Source organism: Streptomyces sp. NPDC051364, assembly GCF_040682115.1.
In the GTDB taxonomy this organism is placed as follows: Bacteria; Actinomycetota; Actinomycetes; order Streptomycetales; family Streptomycetaceae; genus Streptomyces.
In genome coordinates this window covers 314608-331561 of record NZ_JBFBAH010000004.1, presented here as the reverse complement: position 1 = coordinate 331561, position 16954 = coordinate 314608, and the positions used below count along the sequence as shown (strand labels likewise).

Annotated in this window: 18 protein-coding genes and 2 pseudogenes; 13 read left to right on the top strand and 7 right to left on the bottom strand. The window is 72.5% G+C overall.

The features are described 5' to 3' along the window. The first annotated feature begins 8 nt into the window (after nt 1-8). Nucleotides 9-1175 carry a sensor histidine kinase gene (locus AB0M76_RS11210; RefSeq protein ID WP_365952768.1) on the top strand — a complete coding sequence of 389 codons (1167 nt, stop codon included), beginning with the start codon at nt 9-11 and terminating at the stop codon, nt 1173-1175. Continuing rightward, nucleotides 1172-1789 carry a response regulator transcription factor gene (locus AB0M76_RS11205; protein WP_365952596.1) on the top strand — a complete coding sequence of 206 codons (618 nt, stop codon included), beginning with the start codon at nt 1172-1174 and terminating at the stop codon, nt 1787-1789. Before AB0M76_RS11210 ends, AB0M76_RS11205 begins: the two co-directional genes overlap by 4 nt. Nucleotides 1790-1841: 52 nt before the next feature. Here the strand turns inward: AB0M76_RS11205 and AB0M76_RS11200 are convergent, their stop codons facing one another. Beyond that, nucleotides 1842-2633, bottom strand: coding sequence for a transglutaminase-like domain-containing protein (locus AB0M76_RS11200; protein WP_365952595.1), 792 nt, complete (start codon nt 2631-2633; stop codon nt 1842-1844). After that, nucleotides 2630-3616, bottom strand: a complete 987-nt coding sequence (locus tag AB0M76_RS11195) for a GNAT family N-acetyltransferase (protein ID WP_365952594.1) — start codon at nt 3614-3616, stop codon at nt 2630-2632. Before AB0M76_RS11195 ends, AB0M76_RS11200 begins: the two co-directional genes overlap by 4 nt. A gap of 117 nt (nt 3617-3733) precedes the next feature. Between AB0M76_RS11195 and fdxA the strand changes: the two genes are divergently transcribed. Then, the gene (fdxA, locus tag AB0M76_RS11190) at nt 3734-4060 is read left to right on the top strand and encodes a ferredoxin (RefSeq protein WP_030291119.1); all 327 of its coding nucleotides are present in this window, start codon (nt 3734-3736) and stop codon (nt 4058-4060) included. Nucleotides 4061-4182: 122 nt separating this feature from the next. Then, nucleotides 4183-5277: a succinyldiaminopimelate transaminase gene (gene dapC, locus AB0M76_RS11185; protein WP_365952593.1), complete on the top strand. Its 1095-nt coding sequence runs from the start codon at nt 4183-4185 to the stop codon at nt 5275-5277. Nucleotides 5278-5369: 92 nt separating this feature from the next. On the opposite strand, the gene AB0M76_RS11180 is transcribed toward dapC, so the two are convergent. Then, the gene (locus AB0M76_RS11180; RefSeq protein WP_365952591.1) at nt 5370-5783 is read right to left on the bottom strand and encodes an ATP-binding protein; all 414 of its coding nucleotides are present in this window, start codon (nt 5781-5783) and stop codon (nt 5370-5372) included. Nucleotides 5784-6064: 281 nt separating this feature from the next. Continuing rightward, nucleotides 6065-7021, bottom strand: a complete 957-nt coding sequence (locus AB0M76_RS11175; RefSeq protein ID WP_365952590.1) for a hypothetical protein — start codon at nt 7019-7021, stop codon at nt 6065-6067. Between the two features lie 86 nt (nt 7022-7107). On the opposite strand from AB0M76_RS11175, the gene dapE reads away from it, so the two are divergent. Both dapE and AB0M76_RS11165 read left to right on the top strand, forming a co-directional pair. Continuing rightward, nucleotides 7108-8187 carry a succinyl-diaminopimelate desuccinylase gene (dapE, locus tag AB0M76_RS11170; protein WP_365952589.1) on the top strand — a complete coding sequence of 360 codons (1080 nt, stop codon included), beginning with the start codon at nt 7108-7110 and terminating at the stop codon, nt 8185-8187. Nucleotides 8188-8251: 64 nt separating this feature from the next. Beyond that, nucleotides 8252-9010 (top strand): TIGR00730 family Rossman fold protein, encoded by a 759-nt coding sequence (locus AB0M76_RS11165; RefSeq protein WP_365952588.1) that lies wholly within the window; start codon nt 8252-8254, stop codon nt 9008-9010. Between the two features lie 9 nt (nt 9011-9019). Here AB0M76_RS11165 and folP read toward each other — a convergent pair whose 3' ends face one another. Next, the gene (gene folP, locus AB0M76_RS11160; RefSeq protein WP_365952587.1) at nt 9020-9880 is read right to left on the bottom strand and encodes a dihydropteroate synthase; all 861 of its coding nucleotides are present in this window, start codon (nt 9878-9880) and stop codon (nt 9020-9022) included. Nucleotides 9881-9962: 82 nt separating this feature from the next. On the opposite strand from folP, the gene AB0M76_RS11155 reads away from it, so the two are divergent. Continuing rightward, nucleotides 9963-10310 carry a DivIVA domain-containing protein gene (locus tag AB0M76_RS11155; protein ID WP_365952767.1) on the top strand — a complete coding sequence of 116 codons (348 nt, stop codon included), beginning with the start codon at nt 9963-9965 and terminating at the stop codon, nt 10308-10310. After that, nucleotides 10307-10882: a DNA-3-methyladenine glycosylase I gene (locus AB0M76_RS11150; RefSeq protein WP_365952586.1), complete on the top strand. Its 576-nt coding sequence runs from the start codon at nt 10307-10309 to the stop codon at nt 10880-10882. Before AB0M76_RS11155 ends, AB0M76_RS11150 begins: the two co-directional genes overlap by 4 nt. A gap of 49 nt (nt 10883-10931) precedes the next feature. On the opposite strand, the gene AB0M76_RS11145 is transcribed toward AB0M76_RS11150, so the two are convergent. After that, nucleotides 10932-11735 (bottom strand): enoyl-CoA hydratase-related protein, encoded by an 804-nt coding sequence (locus AB0M76_RS11145; RefSeq protein WP_266625785.1) that lies wholly within the window; start codon nt 11733-11735, stop codon nt 10932-10934. A 333-nt stretch (nt 11736-12068) separates the two neighbouring features. Between AB0M76_RS11145 and AB0M76_RS11140 the strand changes: the two genes are divergently transcribed. Both AB0M76_RS11140 and AB0M76_RS11135 read left to right on the top strand, forming a co-directional pair. Further along, a complete protein-coding gene (locus tag AB0M76_RS11140) occupies nt 12069-12236 on the top strand; it encodes a DUF3117 domain-containing protein (RefSeq protein WP_003966491.1) in 168 nt (55 codons plus the stop codon). Between the two features lie 139 nt (nt 12237-12375). Next, nucleotides 12376-12993 (top strand): hypothetical protein, encoded by a 618-nt coding sequence (locus tag AB0M76_RS11135; RefSeq protein ID WP_365952585.1) that lies wholly within the window; start codon nt 12376-12378, stop codon nt 12991-12993. Nucleotides 12994-13123: 130 nt separating this feature from the next. Here AB0M76_RS11135 and AB0M76_RS11130 read toward each other — a convergent pair whose 3' ends face one another. Next, nucleotides 13124-13786: a class I SAM-dependent methyltransferase gene (locus AB0M76_RS11130; protein ID WP_266664074.1), complete on the bottom strand. Its 663-nt coding sequence runs from the start codon at nt 13784-13786 to the stop codon at nt 13124-13126. Between the two features lie 216 nt (nt 13787-14002). On the opposite strand from AB0M76_RS11130, the gene sigE reads away from it, so the two are divergent. From sigE to AB0M76_RS11115, 3 genes and pseudogenes are all read left to right on the top strand, one after another. Next, the gene (sigE, locus tag AB0M76_RS11125) at nt 14003-14782 is read left to right on the top strand and encodes an RNA polymerase sigma factor SigE (protein WP_365952584.1); all 780 of its coding nucleotides are present in this window, start codon (nt 14003-14005) and stop codon (nt 14780-14782) included. Next, nucleotides 14779-15198 (top strand): annotated as a pseudogene (locus AB0M76_RS11120) (zf-HC2 domain-containing protein); the annotation flags it as partial. The gene sigE and the pseudogene AB0M76_RS11120, both read left to right, overlap by 4 nt. A gap of 590 nt (nt 15199-15788) precedes the next feature. Then, nucleotides 15789-16850: pseudogene (locus AB0M76_RS11115) on the top strand (trypsin-like peptidase domain-containing protein); the annotation flags it as partial. Between the last annotated feature and the right edge of the window lie 104 nt (nt 16851-16954).

The window sequence follows — 16954 nt, the reverse complement described above, 5'->3', positions numbered from 1 at the left end:
CGGAGCCGATGACCGAGACCGGTCTGCTGGGAACGAAGGGCGGGCCCCGGGTCGGGCTCCGTCCCGAGAACCGCCGGCAGAAGATCGTGAAGTCGCTGTGGATCAGCGTCTGGCTGTTCTACCTCAGCGCCCCCGTCACCGACCTGATCAGCGGTGGACACAGCCTCGGGGCCCGGCTGCTCGGCGGCCTGGGCCTCGTGGCCTTCGTCGCCTGGTACCTGGTCCTGGTCTTCCGCACCGCCCGGCAGACCGAGGCACGGCGCGTGCTGCTCTCGGTGGCGGTCCTCTCCGCGCAGGCCACGATCCTGTCGCTGACCCTGGGCCGCGAATGGCTCGTCCTCTTCGTGTACGTGGCGATCGCCTCCGGCGCCGCGCTGCCGGGGGAGATCTCCCGCTTCACGGTGCCCGGCGCCACCGCCCTGCTCGCACTGACGGCCCTCGCGGTGCCGGGCGGCGACGCGTACCTGGCCGGGCTGCTGATCCCGGCCCTGATGGGAGGGTTCGCGATGGTCGGCATCCGCGCGATGATCCGGACGACGATAGAACTGCGCGAGGCGCGGGCCACGGTGGCGCAGCTCGCTGCGAACGAGGAACGCCTGCGGATGGCCCGGGACCTGCACGACCTCCTCGGCCACTCACTGTCCCTGATCACGCTCAAGAGCGAGCTGGCGGGGCGGATGCTGCCCGACAGTCCCGAGCAGGCGGCCCAGCAGGTGGCCGACATCGAGCAGGTCAGCCGGCAGGCGCTGGTCGACGTACGGGAGGCCGTGAGCGGCTACCGGCGGGCGACCCTGCCGGGCGAACTGGCCGGCGCGCGGACCGCGCTGACCGCGGCGGGCGTACGGGCGGACCTCCCGGCGGAGCCGGTGGAGGGCCTCCCCGAGGAAGTGGAGTCGGCGCTGGCCTGGTCGCTCCGGGAGGCGGTGACGAACGTGGTCCGGCACAGCGGGGCGCAGCGGTGCACGGTCCGGCTGGAGACCCTGCAGACCCTCGCCGGACCGGTGGTGGAGCTGTCGGTCGCGGACGACGGCGCGGGCGGCCCCGCGGAGGCGGGCAACGGCCTGACGGGCCTGACGGAACGCCTCGAGGCGGTCGGCGGCACGCTGTCGGCAGGCCAGACCGGCAAGAAGGGCTTCCGCCTGCTGGCCCGCATCCCCCTAGGATCGGGATCATGACCACACGCCCCATCCGGATCCTCCTGGCGGAGGACCAGTCCATGGTCCGGGAAGCCCTCGCGGCCCTCCTCGGACTGGAGCCGGACATCGAGGTGCTGGCCCAAGTCGCCCGCGGCGACGAGGTGGTGACGGCGGCCCGGGCGCACGACGTGAACGTCGCGCTGCTCGACATCGAGATGCCGGGCATGACGGGCATCGAGGCGGCGGCGGCCCTGCGGACCGCGGTCCCGGACCTCAAGATCGTCGTCCTGACGACCTTCGGCCGCCCCGGCTACCTGCGCGGCGCGATGGAAGCGGGAGCCTCGGCGTTCCTGGTCAAGGACGCCCCGGCCGCGCAGCTGGCGGAGGCGGTGCGCAAGGTCCTGGCGGGCGAGCGCGTCATCGACCCCACCCTGGCGGCGGCGGCCCTGGCGGAGGGCGCGAACCCGCTGACCGACCGGGAACGGGAGGTCCTGCGCGCCGCCGAGGAGGGTGCGACGAACGCCGAACTGGCGGCCCGCCTCCACCTGTCGCAGGGCACGGTCCGCAACTACCTCTCGACGGCGATCCAGAAACTCGCCTCCCGCAACCGCACGGAAGCGGTCCGCACAGCCCGCGAAAAGGGCTGGCTGTAGCGAACCCGGCCCCGCCGGCGTTCGAGGCGCGGGGTCCGGGGCGTAGCCCGGGTCAGTTCAGCAGGGCCCGCGCGGACAGCGCCTCGGCGCGGATGCGCCCCGCCGCTCCCGAATCGATCGCGTCGACGACCACCGCGTACGCCTCCAGCTCCGCCGCGCCGGAGGCGAACTCCCCCCGTTCCACCAAAAGCCTGGCCCGCTCGTACCGCAGCGACGCCGGATGCGACGGCAGCAGCAGCGACAGGTCCAGCGCCCACAGCGCCACCCCCGACTGCTCGGGCCGGGCCGAGGCCCACGCCCTGATGTTGTTCAGGATCCGCAGGACGATGTCCAGCGTCCGGGCCGGGGTACGCGGCTCCGCGGCCAGCTCCGCCGGACCGGCGCCCAGCGAGGCGCCCCCGGCGAACGGGTCCACCACCAGCCCCTCGTCCGGGTCCCCGAACCCCACCACGAAGTGCCCCGGCAGCCCCAGTCCGTACACCGGCGCACCCGCCCGCCGTGCGACCTCCAGCCAGACGACGGACAGGAGGATCGGCAGGCCCCGGCGCCGCCGCAGCACCTCGTGCAGCAGCGAGGACGACAGCCGGTCGTAGTCCGCAGGGGTGCCGTGGAAGCCCATCCGGCCGCCCAGCAGCTCGGTGACCGCCGAGGCCCACGCCTTGCCGCCGCGCAGTCCGTACGGCAGCATCCCCGCCAGCCGGTCCAGCTCGATCTGTGCCCAGTCCATGGCCCGTTCGTCCAGCTCCGGGTCCGCCTCCGCGGCGAGCAGCAGGCACAGCAGTGCCAGGTCGGGCCGCTCCGAGCGGGCCTCCTCCGCGAACCGCTCCCGGGACTCCGCGCTCATCGCGCCGCCCGGAAGTGGTGGTACGCGTGGTGCGTCGCGAAGCCCAGGCCGTCGTACAGCGCCCGCGCTCCCGCGTTGTCCGCCTCCACCTGCAGCCACGCCGCCGACGCGCCCTCCTCCAGCGCCTGCCGGGCCAGTACCGCCATCACCGCCGTGCCCAGGCCCGCGCGCCGGTGCGCCGGGTCGACCTCGACCGCCGCGAAGCCGGCCCACCGGCCGTCCACCACCAGCCGCCCGATCGCCCGTCCGGGCAGCGTCGCGAACCACACCGACGGCCCCGCGACGAGCACCCGCCGGGCCACCTCCGGGTCCTTGACCCGCCCGTACCGCCCGAGCCACTCCTCGTCCGGGGCGCGGGTCAGCCGTACCTCCGGGCCGGTGGCGGCGGTGTCCACGTCCGCGATCGGTGCCAGCGCCGCGATCCGGACCTCCGCCGACACCTCGTTCACCCAGCCCCGGCGCTCCAGCTCCCCGCCCAGCAGCTCCTGGGTGCCGACCGCCCCCGTCGCCGTCTGGACATACGCCGGAAGCTCACGTTCCGCGTACCAGGACGTCACTCGCGCGAGTGCTTCGTCCAGCGGGACCCCCGGGTCGCCGAGCGGCAGCACGGAATTGGCCCGCCGGGTGAACCCGCCGGCCGCGCGCAGCGTCCACTCGCCCAGCGGCTCGCTCTCCAGCGGCTGCCAGGCCCGCGCCCCGGTCCGCGCCAGCTCCGCGAAAGAGGCCGCGGGGCCCCGCCGCCGGGCCGGCGCCGGAGGTACGATCTTGCCCGCGACCAGCAACGATTCCGCGATGTGGACGGACTCGCCGCTCTTTCGTGTGATCGTCAGCACACCCTGGTTCCAGGATGTGAGAACTCCTACCGTGTCGGTGAACGACGGTGACCCGCTCGAGCCACTCTCCACCCGTCGTACAGAGACACGTTTACCCACGTCAGCCGGGGTAATACGGATCTCCAGCAGCCCACCGGCAGTGATTTCCACAGCTCTGTCCGCCCCTCCTGTTCGGATCGTGCCCGGGAACGGAGATACTAGGCGTGGGCATCGACGACGCCGCGCTCCCGCGCGATATGGAAAGCCCTACCGAGGAGGAACGAGAGCGTGACCTACGTCATCGCGGAGCCTTGTGTCGACGTCAAGGACAAGGCATGCATCGAAGAGTGCCCCGTCGACTGCATCTACGAGGGCCAGCGGTCCTTGTACATCCACCCGGACGAGTGCGTCGACTGTGGTGCGTGTGAGCCGGTCTGCCCGGTCGAGGCCATCTTCTACGAGGACGACACTCCGGAAGAGTGGAAGGACTACTACAAGGCGAACGTCGAGTTCTTCGACGAGCTCGGTTCGCCCGGTGGTGCCTCCAAGCTGGGCCTGATCGAGCGCGATCACCCCTTCATCGCCGCGCTGCCGCCCATGGGCGAAGGCCACTGACGGCCACTGCCCCACCCGGCAGAACGCGTGCTTCGGTCCCGTACGGCCCCCGTGCCGCGCGGGACCGAGTCGTTTGCCCGTACGTCCAGTACGTCCAGCACCAGTAGAGAGCAGAGAACACCGTGGCCGCAGTATCCGCACGTCTTCCCGCCTTCCCCTGGGACAAGCTGGAGCCGTACAAGAAGACGGCGGCGGCCCACCCGGACGGCATCGTCGACCTGTCCGTCGGCACGCCCGTGGACCCGGTCCCGCAGCTGATCCAGGACGCTCTCGTCGCGGCCGCCGACTCCCCGGGCTACCCCACGGTGTGGGGCACCGTCGCGCTGCGCGACGCGATCACCGGCTGGCTGCAGGGCCGCCTCGGCGCGAGCGCCGCCGGGCACCGCAACGTCCTGCCGGTCGTCGGCTCCAAGGAGCTGGTGGCCTGGCTGCCGACCCAGCTGGGCCTGGGCGCCGGAGACAAGGTCGCATACCCCCGGCTCGCCTACCCGACGTACGAGGTCGGCGCGCGGCTGTGCGGCGCCGAGGCGGTGGTCTACGACGACCCGACCGAGCTCGACCCGGCCGGCGTGAAGCTGCTGTGGCTCAACTCCCCGTCCAACCCCACCGGCAAGGTCATCCCGAAGGAAGACCTGATCCGGATCGTGGCCTGGGCGCGCGAGCACGGCATCCTGCTCTTCAGCGACGAGTGCTACCTGGAGCTGGGCTGGGAGGCCGAGCCCGTCTCCGTCCTGCACGACGACGTCTGCGGCGGCTCGTACGAGGGCATCGTCGCCGTCCACTCCCTCTCCAAGCGCTCCAACCTGGCGGGCTACCGGGCCGCGTTCATCGCCGGTGACGCCGACGTGATCGGCGAACTGCTGGAGATCCGCAAGCACGGCGGCATGATGACCCCGGCCCCGGTGCAGGCGGCCACGGTCGCCGCGCTCGGTGACGACGCGCACGTCGAGGAGCAGCGCGTGCGCTACGCCGCGCGGCGCGAGGCGCTGCGGGCGGCCCTGGAGGCGCACGGCTTCCGGGTCGAGCACAGCGAGGCCAGCCTGTACCTGTGGGTGACCCGGGACGAGGCCTGCTGGGAGACGGTCGCCCACCTCGCCGAGCTGGGCATCCTGGTCGCGCCGGGCGACTTCTACGGCGAGGCGGGCGCGCAGTTCGTCCGCGTCGCCTTCACGGCCACCGACGAGCGCGTCGAGGCGGCGGTCAAGCGCCTCGCCTGATCCGGCGCCGGCGCCGTGTCCGCACCCTGCACACAGGCCGAGGGGCCGGGAGTTCGTGCTCCCGGCCCCTCGGCGTTCCTGCTTGCGGCGGATCAGCCACCCAGGGGGAGGCCGTCCAGCGGCAGCCCCTGGGTGGGAACCGCGCTGGTGAGGTCGCCGGCCGGCACGGCGCCGGTCGGCAGGTTCCCGGTCGGCAGACCCTTGGCCGGCAGCCCGCCGAGCAGGGCGCCCGCGGTCTTGGTGACCTCCGCGGGGGCTCCGGGTACGGCCTTGGCGGCGGTGTCCGTCGCGGTGGCGGCAGCGGCCTCACCGGTGCCGACCACGTCGCCCGCGGTACCGTCGGCGTCCGCGGTGCCCGCGGCGTCCGGGTGGGTCAGGGCGCCCAGCTGAGGCACGGACTCCAGGCCCGCGGCGCTGGCCGCGCCGGCCGCACCGACCACGGGAGCTGCCCCGGCTGCGAGCAGCAGCGCGGTACGGGCGATCCGGCGGGTCAGGGGGAGGGACATGATGCTCCTAAGCGGTAGCGGCTGAGTACGCCGTGTACAACCGCTCAGGGGGCGGGTGGAGTTGCGGAGCCACCGGGTAAAGGATCAGTAATGCATCGTTTAATCGGCTTCCGCGAAAAGCTCATGAATACGCGCCGACCAGGGCTTCCGTCTCCCGGGGGCGGATCGGGCCGCCCTCCGGTTCACCCCCGTACGGGGGACGTCTCGTACGCGCGACCGTGCCGCGCGGCCGACGTGTCAGCGGGCCGCGGCTACGCGTCGGCACCGGCACCGGCACCGGCTCAGCGGGCCACGAAGATCCGTACCTCGTCGTGCTCGGCGCCGTAGGGATCACCGGCACCCGACTTCCCGCCCTGGCTGCCCTTCTGCTGCCACTTGCCCTTGGCCTCGCCCGCCACCCAGCCGTCCCGGCCGTACGAGACCCGCGCGATGCCCATTCCCCGCGAGTTGGCCACCGCCCAGCCGGCCATCGCCTTGCTGCCGCGCGCCGCGGACGCGCCGCCGTCCTGCTTCTCGACGAAGGTCACCTCGGCCTCCTTGACCTCCTGGCCCGCGGCCGGCGTCCGGCGCGGCTCCGCGGGAGCGGAGTGCAGCTTGTCCTTGGCGAAGATCCGGGTGAGCTCCGTCCGCACCTTCTCCGGGTCGCCCGGCGCGGTGGGCGCGGGCCCGCCGCACGTCAGCTCGCCGTCACCGGCGAAGGCGGCCGTCAGGACGGTCGCGTCCGGCTCGTGCTTCGCGTACGCCTGGGGGAAGCCGCTGAGCTGCACCTGCTGCGCGGCCTCCGTCAGCGGGAGCCGCGAGTACCCCTTGACCGCGACGAGGCGCTCGTAGAAGATCCCGGCCGAGTACACCGGGTCCATGATCTGCTGCTCGGTGCCCCAGCCCATCGAGGACCGCTGCTGGAACAGGCCCAGCGAATCCCGGTCGCCGTGGGGCAGGTTGCGCAGCCCGGACTCCTGCATCGCGGTCGCCAGCGCGATGGTCAGCGCCCGGTCCGGCAGGCCCTTGGCCACGCCGACCGCGGCTATCGTCGCCGCGTTGCCCGCCTGCTCGGGGGTCATGTCGACGAGGGTCGGATTCGTCCGCATGGCGGCCGTGCAGTGCGGGGCGCCGCCACCGCCGTTCGTCGAGTCGTACTGCACGGCGAAGTAGCCGATCAGCGCGAGCAGCACGAACGCACCGGCGACTTTGAGCAGCGGCCGGCGGCGGCGAGGACGGGGGTGATCGCTCTTGGACACGCCGCCCACCGTACTTGAGCCATGTGACGCGTCCACCGGCCGGACGTGGGACGTTCGTCGCAGCCCGGGGCGTTATGGTCAGAGCCATGTCCGAATCCGAGCTCGACCTCACCCTGGACGCCGCCGAGCTGACCGCCCGGCTCGTCGACATCCCGTCCGTGAGCGGCGACGAGAAGGTCCTCGCCGACCTGGTGGAACACGCCCTGCGGGGCCTCCCGCACCTCACGGTCGACCGGTACGGCAACAACGTCGTGGCCCGTACGAACCTCGGCAGGGCCGAGCGCGTCGTGCTCGCCGGCCACCTCGACACGGTGCCGATCGCCGACAACGTCCCGTCCCGCCTGGACGAGAACGACGTCCTGTGGGGTTGCGGAACCACCGACATGAAGTCCGGCGTCGCCGTACAGCTGCGCATCGCCGCGACCGTGCCCGAGCCCAACCGCGACCTCACCTTCGTCTTCTACGACCAGGAGGAGGTCGCCGCCGACCTCAACGGCCTGGGCAAGGTCGCCGACGCCCACCCCGACTGGCTGACCGGCGACTTCGCGGTCCTGCTGGAGCCGTCGAACGCCGAGGTCGAGGGCGGCTGCCAGGGCACCCTGCGCGTCCTGCTCCGGACCTCCGGCGAGCGCGCCCACTCCGCGCGCAGCTGGATGGGCTCCAACGCCATCCACGCGGCGAGCCCGATTCTCGCCAAACTCGCGGCGTACGAGCCCCGCAAGCCCGTCATCGACGGCCTGGAGTACCACGAGGGCCTCAACGCGGTCCGCATCGAGGGCGGCGTCGCCAACAACGTCATCCCGGACGCGTGCACGGTGACCGTGAACTTCCGCTTCGCCCCGGACCGCAGCATGGACGACGCGATCGCCCACGTCCGGGAGGTCTTTGCGGACTGCGGCGTCGACGAGTTCGTGATCGACGACTTCTCGGGCGGCGCCCTCCCGGGCCTCTCCCACCCCGCGGCGGCGGCCTTCATGGAGGCGGTCGGCGGCCGCGCCATGCCGAAGTTCGGCTGGACGGACGTGTCCCGCTTCAGCGCCCTCGGCGTCCCGGCCGTGAACTACGGCCCGGGCGACGCCCTGCTGGCCCACAAGGTGGACGAGCGCGTGGAGACGAAGGCGATCCTCCACTGCGAAGAACGACTCCGCGCCTGGCTGACCACCTGAATTCCGCTTCTCGTCACCTTTGTGCGCCTACCCTGATCCAACGATCAGCAGGAGGGAGCACATCATGGGCAACCCCGAAGGCAACGCTCGTCGTCGGCCCGAGGAGCAGCAGCTCGGGCCGGTGCTGCGCAGGCGGAGCCAGGTGCAGGCGGGCAGTACGACGGACCAGCGGCTGCTGGATTCGGCCGGGCCTTCCGAGTGGGTGCACACCGATCCCTGGCGGGTCCTGCGCATCCAGTCGGAGTTCATCGAGGGCTTCGGCACGCTGGCGGAGCTGCCGCCGGCGATCAGCGTGTTCGGCTCGGCCCGTACGCCCGCCGGCTCGCCGGAGTACGAGGCCGGCGTGCAGATCGGCAGCGCGCTCGTCGAGGCGGGCTTCGCCGTGATCACGGGCGGCGGCCCGGGCGCGATGGAGGCGGCCAACAAGGGCGCCCGGGAGGCCAACGGGGTCTCCGTGGGCCTGGGCATCGAGCTGCCCTTCGAGCAGGGGCTCAACCAGCACGTGGACCTCGGGCTGAACTTCCGGTACTTCTTCGTCCGCAAGACGATGTTCGTGAAGTACAGCCAGGGCTTCGTGGTGCTGCCGGGCGGACTCGGCACGCTGGACGAGCTGTTCGAGGCCCTGACCCTGGTCCAGACCCAGAAGATCACCCGGTTCCCGATCGTGCTGTTCGGGACGGAGTACTGGTCCGGCCTGCTCGACTGGCTCAAGAACACGGTGATCGCGCAGGGCAAGGCCTCGGAGCGCGACCTCCACCTCTTCCACGTCACGGACGACGTGGACGAGGCGATCGCGCTCGTCACCAAGGAAGTCGGCAAGTAGCCCCTGCCACTACGCGAGCCCCCGGCGGGCGACCGCCGGGGGCCGGTGGCCCTGGATCGAGCGGACCATGTCCAGGATCTGCCTGGTCTCCGCGACCTCGTGGACGCGGTAGACCTGGGCGCCCAGCCAGGCCGAGACGGCCGTCGTGGCCAGGGTGCCCAGCAGGCGCTCCTTGACCGGCTTGTCGAGGGTCTCGCCGACGAAGTCCTTGTTGGACAGGGAGACCAGCACCGGCCAGCCGGTGTCCGTCATCTCCGCCAGCCGGCGCGTGGCCTCCAGCGAGTGCCGGGTGTTCTTCCCGAAGTCGTGGCCCGGGTCGATCATGATCGCGTCCCGGCGGACGCCGAGTGCAGCGGCGCGTTCGGCAAGTCCGACCGTGACGCGCAGGATGTCCGCCACCACGTCGTCGTACGTCGTCCGGTGCGGCCGGGTGCGCGGCTCGACCCCGCCCGCGTGGGTGCAGACCAGGCCGACGTCGTGACGGGCGGCGACCTCCGCCAGCTTCGGGTCCACGCCGCCCCAGGCGTCGTTCAGGAGGTCGGCCCCGGCTTCGCAGACCGCCTCGCCGACCTCGTGCCGCCAGGTGTCGACGCTGATCACCACGTCCGGGTGGCGGCGCCGTACCTCCGCCACGAAGCCGACCGTGCGCCGGGCCTCCTCGGCCGCGTCGACGTGCTCGCCCGGGCCCGCCTTGACCCCGCCGATGTCGATGATCGCGGCGCCCTCGGCGACCGCCTGCTCGACCCGGTCCAGCGCGGGCTCGTCGCGGAACGTCGCGCCCTGGTCGTAGAAGGAGTCCGGAGTCCGGTTCACGATGGCCATGATCACCGGTTCGTGGGTGTCGAACTCGCGCCTGCCCAGTCGCAGCATCCCGTTCTTTCCTCCTCCGGCGGCCCTCGCGCCTCGCTGCGACCTTAACCTGGTGGCCGGTGGCCCGATGTCTCTCAGGGAGTTGCTCGTGTTCTGGTTCTTGCTGATCGCGCTGGTCGTGGTCGTCGCGGCGGTCACCCTGGCCGTGGTGGGCGGTGGTTCCGAGGCCGTGCTGCCCGAAGCGGAGCCGGACCGGGTGGCCGACGCGCTGCCGGAGAGCCGCCCGGTCGTACGGGCCGACATCGATGCGCTGCGGCTGCCGGTCGCGCCGCGCGGGTACCGGATGGCCGAGGTGGACGACGTACTGGAGCGGCTCGCGGCGGAGCTCGCCGAGCGGGACGCGCGCATCGCGGAGCTGACGGCGGCGGCCGCGCACAGCCGCGCGCAGGCGCAGGGCGGCGCGGTCGAGCTGCACAAGGAGGAGCGGTGACGGCCGTCGCGGGTCCGGACGGAGGCCTGCGCTGCCCCTGGGCGCTGGCCACCGAGGACTACATCGCGTACCACGACACGGAGTGGGGCCGCGCGGTGCACGGGGACGACGCCCTGTACGAGCGGCTGTGCCTGGAGGCCTTCCAGTCCGGGCTGTCCTGGCTGACGATCCTGCGGCGGCGGGAGGGATTCCGTACGGCCTTCGCGGGGTTCGTGATCGCCGAGGTCGCGGAATTCGGGCCGGCCGACGCGGAGCGGCTGCTCGCGGACGAGGGGATCATCCGCAACCGGGCCAAGATCGATGCCACGCTCGCCAACGCGAAGGTCCTGGCGGGGTGGGAGCCGGGTGAGCTGGACGCCCTGATCTGGTCGCACGCGCCGGAGCCGGGCCGCCCGGCCCCCGCGACGATCTCCGAGGTCCCGGCGGTGACGCCCGAGTCCACGGTCCTGTCCAAGGCCCTGAAGAAGGCCGGGATCCGCTTCGTCGGCCCCACGACGGCCTACGCCCTGATGCAGGCCTGCGGGCTGGTCAACGACCACCTGGCCGCCTGCGCCGCCCGTACCCCCGCCTGAGCTGAGCTGAGCTGAGCGGCGGGGGCGGGCGGCAACGGGAGTGCCGGGCTCAGCGGCCCAGGTACTTCGGCGGCTGCTTGGCGAGGAAGGCCTCGACGGCGATGGAGTGGTCCTCGGAGGCGCCGGCGCGGGCCTGCAGGGTGTCCTCGTGGGACAGGGCCTCCGCCAGCGAGCGGTCGGCCCCGTAGGCCAGGGACTCCTTCAGGGCCGCGTAGGCCACCGTCGGGCCGGCCGCCAGGGTGCGGGCCACCGCCTCGGCCTCGGCGTGCAGGGAGTCCGAGGGGACCAGGCGGTTCACGATGCCGAGCTCGTACGCCTCCTGCGCCTTCACAGAGCGGGGGAAGAGCAGCAGGTCGGAGGCCCGGGAGGCGCCGATCAGGCGGGGCAGGGTCCAGGAGACGCCCGAGTCCGCGGTGAGCGCCACCCCCGCGAAGGAGGTGTTGAAGGAGGCCGTGTCGGCGACGACCCGGAAGTCCGCCGCGAGCGCGAAGCCGAAGCCCGCTCCGGCCGCGACGCCGTTGACGCCCGCCACCACCGGCTTGGGCATCTCGGTCAGGGCGCGCACGATCGGGTTGTAGTGGTCCGCGACCGTGCTCATGGTCAGCGAGGACCCGTTCTTGCGGTCCGCCGCCAGGTTCCCGATGTGCTCCTTGAGGTCCTGGCCGACGCAGAACGCCCGGTTGCCGGCCGCGGTCAGCAGCACCGCGCGGACGGCCGTGTCCGCGGCCGCCGCCTGGACCGCGTCGCGGAGCGCCACCTTGGCCTCGGTGTTCATCGCGTTCATGGCGTCGGGACGGTTGATCGTGATTTTTGCGAGTCCGTCGGTCACTTCGTAGAGCACGCTGTCGGCCATGGCAGGGGGTCCCCCTTCGTCGCGGGCTTGGCTACCGGCCGGTACCGGCCGGTGCAAGGGCCAGCATGGCGGACCGGACCGTCCCGGGGCATGTGATGTGCGTCAAAGAAAGCGGAGGACGAACGCCGGGTGCGGCGGCGAAGTATCGCAGGCACGTCCCCGAAATGAGTGGTTTTGGCCGAGCGCGTTGCGCAAGCGTTCCCTGCCGATGTTGGTCATCGGGTCCTGACATGCGGGATAATGGCCAAGAAGCAATGTGTTCGATGCCGGGTTCCAGGCGCCTGAATGGGGCCGTCGGCTGACGATGAGCTGGTTTCAGGAAGGGGAACGAGCATGGCGGCCATGAAGCCGCGGACGGGCGACGGCCCGCTCGAGGTCACCAAGGAGGGGCGGGGCATCGTCATGCGCGTACCGCTCGAGGGCGGCGGTCGGCTTGTCGTCGAGCTGACTCCGGACGAGGCGGACGCCCTGGGTGACGCCCTGAAGAAGGTCGTCGGCTAACCAGTCGGCAGCACCGCGCACCATCTGCATTCCCGTATTCTCTGCGCTGCCCCGTCCGCTCTCCGCGGCCGGGGCAGCGTTGTGTCGTGTCCGGGGACCCCGTCACCGGACTGATCCCCTGCGCCTCGCGGAGCCCGTCGTGACCTTCTCCCCGCCTGCGCCGCCGGCCTTCGCCGAGTGCACTCCCCGCCAGAAGGCCGCCCGCGTCGTCTCCGACGGGCTGGCGCCGGCCAACATGGTCGTCGCCCTTCTCCTGCTCATCGGATGGCACGGCAGGGCGTCGTGGACCGGTCTCGGCTGGGGCCTGCTCGCCGCCCTGTTCTGCGGTGTGGTCCCGGTCGGGATCATCGCCTCCGGCGTCCGGCGGGGGGCGCTGACCGACCAGCACATCCGGGTGCGGAGGCAGCGGATCGTCCCGATGGCCCTGAGCCTGGTCTCCGTGGTCGCCGGGATCACCCTGCTGCGCGTCCTCGGCGCCCCCGGCGAGGTGTTCGCGCTCGTCGTCGCGATGCTCGTGGGTCTGGTGTCGTCCCTGCTGGTGACCGTCGGCTGGCAGATATCGATTCACATGTCGGTGGCCGGAGGCACCGTGATGATCCTGCTGCTCGTCTTCGGACCGCGGGTGCTCCCGGCGGCCCTGATCGCCGCCGCCGTCGCCTGGTCCCGGCTGGTCCTGCGGGCGCACACCCCCGCGCAACTCCTCGCCGGTACGGCGCTGGGCGGTACGTCGGCCCTCACCTTCCTGCTCCTGAGCTGAGCCGAGGCCGCTTGGTGCCGCGTCAGGCGACGTTTGCCCGTCAGGGAGCGGCGTCCGGTGCGTGCTCTCGGCGTGCCGGGCGTCGCGACGGGGCGAACGTCGCCTGACGCGGCACCAGCCGTACGGGCACTCAGCGCCGGACCGCGCACAGCAGGCCGTCGCCCACCGGGAGCAGGGCCGCCTCCAGTGCCGGGCTCTCCCGGACGCTGCGCAGCAGCTCCCGTACCCGCATCACCTCGATCTGCTGCGCCGCCGAGTCGACGGTGCGGCCGTCGGAGAAGACCCCCTCGAAGCACACCAGCCCGCCGGGGCGCAGCAGGCGCAACGATTCGGCGAGGTAGTCGAGGGACTCGGACGGGTCCCCGTCGCAGAAGACGAGGTCGTACCCGCCGTCGGCGAGCCGGGGGAGTACGTCGAGTGCGCGGCCCGGGATGAACCGGGCGCGGTTGCCCGCGAAGCCGGCGGCCCGGAAGGCCTGGCGGGCGAAGGCCTGCCGGTCGGCCTCGGGATCCACGGTGGTCAGCACCCCGTCGGGGCGCATGCCGTGGAGGAGGTGGATGCCGGAGACGCCGGTGCCGGTGCCGATCTCGGCGACCGCCTTGGCGTCCGCGGTGGCGGCGAGCAGGCGCAGCGCAGCCCCGGTGCCCGGGGAGACGGAGCGCAGGCCCGCTTCCCTGGCCCGGTCGCGGGCCCACCGCAGAGCGTCGTCCTCGGCGACAAACGCGTCGGCGAACGCCCAGCTCGTCTGCCGGTTGCCGGTAATGACCCTCTCCTGTCCCCATAGTTGGCGCAACGGTGACTGTATCCGTTGACGTCGGGAACCCGCAGATGGGACCGGGCGTTGAAGAAAACAGCGGCGGAAAGACCCAGCGAGGCAAAAGGGGCGTAAGGGCGGGGCGCAGCCGGGATAGATGGGGACGGCACCGGGCAGATCGACGGCTCGGCGTGCCGAAGGCACGTGCAAAGTTACTGCAAAAATGCTTATCCGGAGCTGACGGGAGGGGTGGCTATGGTAGGGACTCCACTGGACACCACCAGAGCCGATAGGGGAGGTGCGGCTGCGCTTGTGGATCGTGGAGGCGTATTCAGACGCCTCTTCTGGTCGGCGGGTGAGCCGAAATCCGTGACCAACATTGCTGACCGCTTCCACACCGCTGCCACCGCAACCACCGCGACCTTTGCCGCCGATGCGGGCACCCAGGCGTGGACCCCTCCCTCATGGGAGGAGATCGTCAGCACGCACAGTGCGCGGGTCTACCGCCTTGCCTACCGTCTGACGGGTAACCAGCACGACGCCGAGGACCTGACGCAGGAGGTCTTCGTCCGCGTCTTCCGCTCGCTGTCCACGTACACGCCGGGCACGTTCGAGGGCTGGCTGCACCGGATCACCACCAACCTGTTCCTCGACATGGTCCGCCGCAAGCAGCGGATCCGGTTCGACGCGCTCGCCGACGACGCGGCCGAGCGGCTGCCGAGCCGTGAGCCGTCCCCGCAGCAGGTCCTCCACGACACCCACTTCGACGCGGACGTGCAGCAGGCGCTGGACACCCTTGCGCCCGAGTTCCGTGCGGCGGTGGTGTTGTGCGACATCGAGGGCCTCTCGTACGAGGAGATCGCCGCGACGCTGGGCGTGAAGCTCGGCACCGTGCGCAGCCGTATCCACCGGGGCCGTTCCCATCTGCGCAAGGCGCTCAAGCACCGGTCTCCCGAGGCCCGTGCCGAGCAGCGGGCGCTGGCGGGAGTGGCGGTGGGCGCGCCGGGCGCCGGGGGAGAGGGCGGAGCCGAGTGAGCGGAGTCAGTCCGTCTCCTGCCGAACAGCACCTGGGCGACCGTCTCGCCGCGCTGGTCGACGGGGAGCTGAGCCATGACGTGCGCGAGCGGGTGCTGGCGCATCTGGCCACGTGCGCCAAGTGCAAGGCCGAGGCCGATGCGCAGCGCCGTGTGAAGAGCCTTTTCGTGGAGAGCGCACCGCCGCCGCTGTCGGCCGGGCTGCTGGCCCGGTTGCAGGGGCTGCCGGGCGACGGCCTCGACGGGCCGCCCGGTCCGCCGGGTCCGCAGAGCCCGCCGGGGGCGGAGCTCTTCGGGTACGTGCCCCCGGCCGCACCGCAGCAGGGCTTCCGCATCCACGAGGTGGGGCGCCCGCGCCGCCGCTTCGCGTTCGTGGCGGCCGGGGCGGTCTCGCTGGCCGCGATCGCGCTGGGCGGTTCGCTGCCGGTCGACACCCTCGAGCCGAACGTACGGGGTGAAGCCCCGGCGACACGGCCCGGTCCCACGGTGTCGGTGGCCGATGCGGTGGTCCGGGACCGGGCGCCGAGCCCCGGGTTCGTGGCCGGCCCGCACCCCACGGGCCCGCTGCCACCGGTCCACCCCTCGATCTCCGCCTCACCCCGCCCGGTCTCCCTGACCCGCTGACACCCGGGGCGGGGGGCCCGGGAACCGGGGTGTGGCCCCCAGGGGGTGGGGGACCTGGTTGAATCTGCGGCAGATGCGCCGCCCGGCGGTGCTACAGGTACCCCCGGGGAGCGCCCATGGCCGACCAGCAGCAGTCCGACACGGCTCCGTCCTGGTGGAGCCGCCCCGCCGGCCCGGCGGCATCGGCCGGGGCGGAGCCCGGGCCGGAGGGCGAGCCGGGTGCAGGCTCCGATCCGGCGGCCGAGCCCGTGCCACACGCGTCGGTGCCGGGTCCGCGGTACGACCCGTGGGGCGAGCGGCCGCTCCAGGTCGCCGATCAGGGGAAGGCCCCGGGCGGGCGCGGCATCCGGCTGCGGCACGCCGTGGCCCTCAGCCTCGGCACGGCCCTCCTCGCCGGCGGCATCGGCGGCTGGCTCGGCGTCCTCGCCGAACGGCAGAGCAGCACCCGCCTCGAACTCCCGCAGGCCGCCGTCGAGAGCAAGGGCCGGGCCCCCGACAGCGTGGCCGGGATCGCCGCCACCGCACTGCCCGGCGTGGTGACCCTGCACGTCCGCGGCAGCGGAGGCAGCGGCACCGGAACCGGGTTCGTACTCGACCAGCAGGGCCACATCCTCACCAACAACCACGTCGTCTCCGACGCCAAGGACATAACGGTCACCTTCAGCACCGGCGAGAGCGTCGCCGCCGAACTGGTCGGCCGGGACGGCGGCTACGACCTGGCCGTCGTCAAGGTCGAAGGCGTACGGGGCCTGCAGCCGCTCTCCCTCGGGAACTCCGAGAACGTGAAGGTCGGCGACCCGGTGGTGGCCATCGGCGCGCCGTTCGACCTCTCCAACACCGTCACCGCCGGCATCATCAGCGCCACCGGCCGGCCCATCACTGCAGGCGGCGACAAGGGCGACGGCAGCGACATCAGCTACGTCGACGCCCTCCAGACCGACGCCCCCATCAACCCCGGCAACTCCGGCGGCCCCCTCCTCGACGCCAAGGCCCGCGTGATCGGCATCAACAGCGCGATCCGGGAGGCCGACGCAGGCGGAGACGGCGACGAGCGCGCGAAGCAGAGCGGCAGCATCGGGCTCGGCTTCGCCATCCCGGTCAACCAGGGCAAGCGCGTCGCCGAGGAGCTCATCCGCACCGGCCACGCCACGCACCCCGTCATCGGCGTCACCCTCGACATGGAGTACACCGGCGACGGGGCCCGCGTCGCCACCAAGGGCGAGGGCGGCAAGCCGGCCGTCACCGCCGACGGCCCCGGCGCCCGCGCCGGGATCCAGGGCGGCGACGTGATCACCAAGGTGGACGGGGTCCGCGTGCACGGCGGCGACGAGCTCGTCATCAAGATCCGGGCCCACCGCCCGGGTGATCCGCTCACCCTGACCGTGCTGCGCGACGGCCGGGAGCGCACCCTGGAGCTGGTCCTCGGTTCGGCGAACGGATCATGACCATACGGAGAATCCGAGGCCGATGGCGCACCGATGTATGGGCTCGTCGGCAAGGCCGGGTACCGTGTGTCGTGGCCCGAAGTGAAGAGAGCCGAGGAGCGGCA

Excerpts from the sequence above, each read along its gene's own strand:
- AB0M76_RS11210 (WP_365952768.1), top strand. The coding sequence starts at position 9 with ATGACCGAGACCGGTCTGCTGGGAACGAAGGGCGGGCCCCGGGTCGGG.
- sigE (WP_365952584.1), top strand. The coding sequence starts at position 14,003 with ATGGTAGGGACTCCACTGGACACCACCAGAGCCGATAGGGGAGGTGCG.
- AB0M76_RS11165 (WP_365952588.1), top strand. The coding sequence starts at position 8,252 with ATGGGCAACCCCGAAGGCAACGCTCGTCGTCGGCCCGAGGAGCAGCAG.
- AB0M76_RS11145 (WP_266625785.1), bottom strand. The coding sequence starts at position 11,735 with ATGGCCGACAGCGTGCTCTACGAAGTGACCGACGGACTCGCAAAAATC.
- AB0M76_RS11180 (WP_365952591.1), bottom strand. The coding sequence starts at position 5,783 with ATGTCCCTCCCCCTGACCCGCCGGATCGCCCGTACCGCGCTGCTGCTC.
- AB0M76_RS11140 (WP_003966491.1), top strand. The coding sequence starts at position 12,069 with ATGGCGGCCATGAAGCCGCGGACGGGCGACGGCCCGCTCGAGGTCACC.
- folP (WP_365952587.1), bottom strand. The coding sequence starts at position 9,880 with ATGCTGCGACTGGGCAGGCGCGAGTTCGACACCCACGAACCGGTGATC.
- AB0M76_RS11205 (WP_365952596.1), top strand. The coding sequence starts at position 1,172 with ATGACCACACGCCCCATCCGGATCCTCCTGGCGGAGGACCAGTCCATG.
- AB0M76_RS11200 (WP_365952595.1), bottom strand. The coding sequence starts at position 2,633 with ATGAGCGCGGAGTCCCGGGAGCGGTTCGCGGAGGAGGCCCGCTCGGAG.
- dapE (WP_365952589.1), top strand. The coding sequence starts at position 7,108 with ATGTCCGAATCCGAGCTCGACCTCACCCTGGACGCCGCCGAGCTGACC.